This is a genomic window from Clostridium sp. (assembly GCF_016650095.1).
In the GTDB taxonomy this organism is placed as follows: Bacteria; Bacillota; Clostridia; order Clostridiales; family Clostridiaceae; genus Clostridium_AD.
Genome location: NZ_JAENWL010000344.1, coordinates 1 through 4,101, shown reverse-complemented (window position 1 = coordinate 4,101; position 4,101 = coordinate 1). Strand labels below are relative to the sequence as shown.

At 29.7% G+C, this 4,101-nt stretch carries 6 protein-coding genes; all 6 read right to left on the bottom strand.

The genetic code is table 11. The features are described from left to right. Nucleotides 1–193: 193 nt before the first annotated feature. The 6 genes from JJE11_RS15890 to JJE11_RS15865 all read right to left on the bottom strand — a co-directional run bounded on the left by JJE11_RS15890 (nt 194) and on the right by JJE11_RS15865 (nt 3,946). Nucleotides 194–541 (bottom strand): type II toxin-antitoxin system PemK/MazF family toxin, encoded by a 348-nt coding sequence (locus JJE11_RS15890; RefSeq protein WP_291637367.1) that lies wholly within the window; start codon nt 539–541, stop codon nt 194–196. Next, nucleotides 501–821: a CopG family transcriptional regulator gene (locus tag JJE11_RS15885; protein WP_291637365.1), complete on the bottom strand. Its 321-nt coding sequence runs from the start codon at nt 819–821 to the stop codon at nt 501–503. The genes JJE11_RS15890 and JJE11_RS15885 overlap by 41 nt, the downstream gene beginning before the upstream one ends. A 159-nt stretch (nt 822–980) precedes the next feature. Then, the gene (gene alr / locus JJE11_RS15880; protein ID WP_291637363.1) at nt 981–2,141 is read right to left on the bottom strand and encodes an alanine racemase; all 1,161 of its coding nucleotides are present in this window, start codon (nt 2,139–2,141) and stop codon (nt 981–983) included. 51 nt (nt 2,142–2,192) lie between these two features. Beyond that, complete coding sequence (locus JJE11_RS15875) at nt 2,193–2,807, bottom strand: germination lipoprotein GerS-related protein (protein ID WP_291637361.1); 615 nt, start codon at nt 2,805–2,807, stop codon at nt 2,193–2,195. Between the two features lie 144 nt (nt 2,808–2,951). Next, the gene (gene acpS / locus JJE11_RS15870; protein ID WP_291637358.1) at nt 2,952–3,350 is read right to left on the bottom strand and encodes a holo-ACP synthase; all 399 of its coding nucleotides are present in this window, start codon (nt 3,348–3,350) and stop codon (nt 2,952–2,954) included. A gap of 242 nt (nt 3,351–3,592) precedes the next feature. Next, complete coding sequence (locus tag JJE11_RS15865) at nt 3,593–3,946, bottom strand: DUF6514 family protein (protein ID WP_291637356.1); 354 nt, start codon at nt 3,944–3,946, stop codon at nt 3,593–3,595. Between the last annotated feature and the right edge of the window lie 155 nt (nt 3,947–4,101).

The window sequence follows — 4,101 nt, the reverse complement described above, 5'->3', positions numbered from 1 at the left end:
TTATTTATATAATAGTAACTCATAAATAATATTTGCCTTTATGATTTCCTATAATAAAAATATTATGATTTTCTAAAATAAAAATATTTCGAAAAATTATATATTGAATTTTGAGCTCTTCTTATTTTTTCGCTATATAAGTGGCGTTCAAGCAAATAACAAAAAATAAGGGCAATAAATGCCCTTATTCATTTTATAAGCCTACACTAATTAAAAGTGCAGTGTCTACCTTTTTCATATCACTATCAGTCATATGACCAATTTTTTCTTTTAATCGCTTTTTATCTAATGTTCTTATCTGCTCTAGCAAAACTACAGAATCTTTATTTAGACCATACTCTTCTGAAGAAATCTCAACATGAGTAGGCAGTTTCGCCTTATTTATCTGAGAAGTAATAGCTGCAATTATAATAGTGGGACTATACTTGTTACCAATATCATTTTGAAGTATAATTACTGGTCTAATCCCGCCTTGCTCTGAGCCTACAACCGGACTCAAATCAGCATAGAATATATCTCCTCTTTTTACTATTGTTGTCATTTGACAAATCACTCTCCGAAAGCTTTACTTCGTATTCTCTAAAATCTTTGATATCAATCTCAAAACCAATATTAGCTATCTCTAAATTTAATTCAGCCATTTCTAAATAGCCTTGTTTCATATCATCTATATAATTAAGTCTTTTCTTTTCCTCTATATATAGTATTATAGCTTCCCTAAAAAATACACTTCTTTTTTTACAATCTTTCGCAAGTGCCTTATTAAATTCAATATTTAGTTTTTCTGAGAGGTTAATTACTAATTTCTTTGAAGTTGACATGGAAAATTTAATACCTCCTATTTACTAAAACAACAATATGTACAAATGTATTATAATTCAACCTACGTCAATCTGTCAAAGAAATTATTCGTGATTTCGCCCTTTTACAACAAGTATCATTACATATAAATAACTTATTTTACATATTCTGTATAAATATTACACATAATTTCTTATATTTACAACCATACCTTCTTTAACGTATACTCTTGGTACTCTTTTACCAATCATACAAATTACTTCATAGTTTATAGTACCTATTAGTCCAGCTACTGTATCTGCTGTAAATTTATTATTTTCATCTTCGCCTATTAGTATAACCTCATCTCCGATTTTTACTCCATCAATATCAGTAACATCAATCATGCATTGATCCATGCAAATCCTACCTATTACCGGAGCAAATTTACCTTTTAAGATTACTTTTCCCTTTTCAAATAGAAGTCTAGTATATCCATCAGCATATCCAATTGGAAGTGTAGCTATTACACACACCTTCTCTGTTTTATACTTTCTTCCGTAACTCACATATTCTCCAGGTGGCAAAGTTTTTATGTGTACTATATTTGCTTTTAAGGTCATTACAGGTTTCAAATTAATATTTTCCTTATTTACATCTTCTGACGGATAATAGCCATATAGTATTATTCCTGGTCGTACTGCATCATAATGAGTCTCTGGTAAATCTATAATAGCAGCACTATTGGCAATATGCTTCATATTTATGTACACTTTTTTCTCTTTTAACTTTTCATAAAAGTCATCGTATTTTTTAACTTGACCATAAGTATAAGTCTTATCTTTTTCATCGGCTGTAGAAAAATGACAAAACATTCCTTCTATACTTATATTGGGTAATTTAGAAATATTATATACCTCCCCCACGCTCTCATCATTTGGAAGATAGCCTATCCTCCCCATACCTGTATCTACAACTATGTGAATTCTAGCTACTTTATTTTTCTCCTTAGCCATCTTTGATAATTCTTTTGCGAATTCATACGAGAATACTGATTGTTCAATATCATACTTTAATATATCGTCTATTAAGTTTGGAGGTGTAAACCCTAAAATCATTATTGGGCATTCTATCCCTGAATTCCTAAGCTCCACTGCTTCACTTAATACTGCTACAGCTAACCTATTTGCACCATTTTGAAGGAGCACTGGAGCTACGTCTATAGCTCCATGTCCATAGGCATCTGCCTTTACAACGGCTATAATATTTTCGCTTCTAGCTACTCTTCGAATTTCCCTCATATTATACGCTAGTTTGTCTAAATCAACCTCTGCCCATACAGGCCTTAAATGTCTAAACATTACGTTCACCTCATCTATTATTTTAATTCATTCGTTCATGTTTTTAGTATACTATGGAATTAAAAACTCTGCAGGATCAATCTTTACATTAGGAAGAAAATTGGTATATGTTATCTCAATTTTTTCTTTCCCATTAATATCGTAAATAACCATTCTATCTGGCAACATACTTTTAGTATTAACATAAAGTAATGCATTGTTAACGTTTTTATTGTTACCAGGTATAAATAAATCAATTACTGAGTATTCAATATCATTAATGTTTTTGATATTATATTTTATTTCCTCATTGGTATACAATAATCCAATGTATTCACCTATAAAAGACAGCTTAAGCACTTCATCAAAATCCTTGCTCTGTACATACGCTGCACCATTGTTTTTGTCACTAATATAAATATTATCATCGTTTTTATAGATAAATACTCTGTTATTGTTTAGTTCAAGTTTGTATCCACCTCCTCGCAAATAGGATTGTCTTGCCTTATAGTTAATTGTCTGTTTATCATTCTTTATGTCCATATTGATTTCTGTAGTATAGCTTTCTATGTTTTTTAAAAAAGTTATACTATCATTTGTATCCTTTGGTTTCTTATTATAGGAAGTTAAAATCACGGAACTTAAAAGTATTAGAATGCCTAAAAATAATAGTAATTTTTTTTTCATTGTTATCCTCCTAGCATTTCTCTAGAGATGCGAAGCAATTATTGATTATAACAATTCACTTTACTACTAATACTATTACTTTTAGTTCCATACTATTACTAAAATATTTTAATCTATGTACATACAATGAATCAGGTTACCTAGCTATTCACACACTTCTTTAATTTCTTTTTCCACTTCTAATATAGCATAGGCTACTGCACTCTCTTGACCATGGGATATGCTAAGATGAATATTATATGGCCCTTCTTTTTTAGCTATTAACTTCGCTTTCCCTTTTAAAATCACTATCGGTTTTCCAAGGGTTGTCCTATCAATTTCAATATCTTTAAAATCAAACCCTCTAAATCCTGTTCCTAAAGCTTTTGCTACTGCTTCTTTAGCGGCAAATCTACCTGCAACATACTCCGGTCTTAAATTTCTACTTTTAAAATATTCTAATTCGACACTTGTAAAAATTTTTTCTAAAAACCTACTGTTGGCTTCAATAGCATTCTTTATCCGCCTAATTTCAACAATATCAGTACCTACACCAAGAATCAAAACTATCACCCCTACTTGTTAATCTTTGTTTACCAATTTAACTTTTATATTTAGTAGAACACAGATTTTGAATTTGCCATAATATTATAATAATACTAATAATACTATAATATAATAAATTCATGATTATTTATAGTATTATCCATAATATATTTAATATTTTTTGATTATACGACAAAAAGAGGAGACCGTTCCTCTGAAAGAAGACTCTTCTCCTCAATATGTCAGTCTAATCCACAATATTAACAAGTAGCTATGTTTTTTAATATCTCATCAAAATCACTAATATACTCATCAATATAATCACCCAATATGTCAATCATGTGGATAGGTGATACTGTATTGTCATATAACATTTTTAAAAGATTCTTAACTTTATGTCTTTGTGGACTTATATTCTTCACACAATCCCTTTGTATAAATACTACCGTATCATCAACTATGTCTTGTCTTTCTATTTCAATACCATAGGCTTGTACTTCAGTAGGTATACCGTAAACCGAAACGGAAATCTGCCTTTTCACTAATCTGTAAAAATAGATATACTTCACATCAGCTTCTTTCACTTTCTTAGATAAATTTTCTATAACTACCATTTATTTTTCCCCCAATACTATGTTATGAGGACATAATAGCATTATTTTTCAGAAAAATCTGTCACTTTATGAAAACCTTTCGAATGTATTATCTCTTTTAAATGACAACTTCAACCTATTACGCCCATAATCTTATTGTTAGCAAAGTATACATA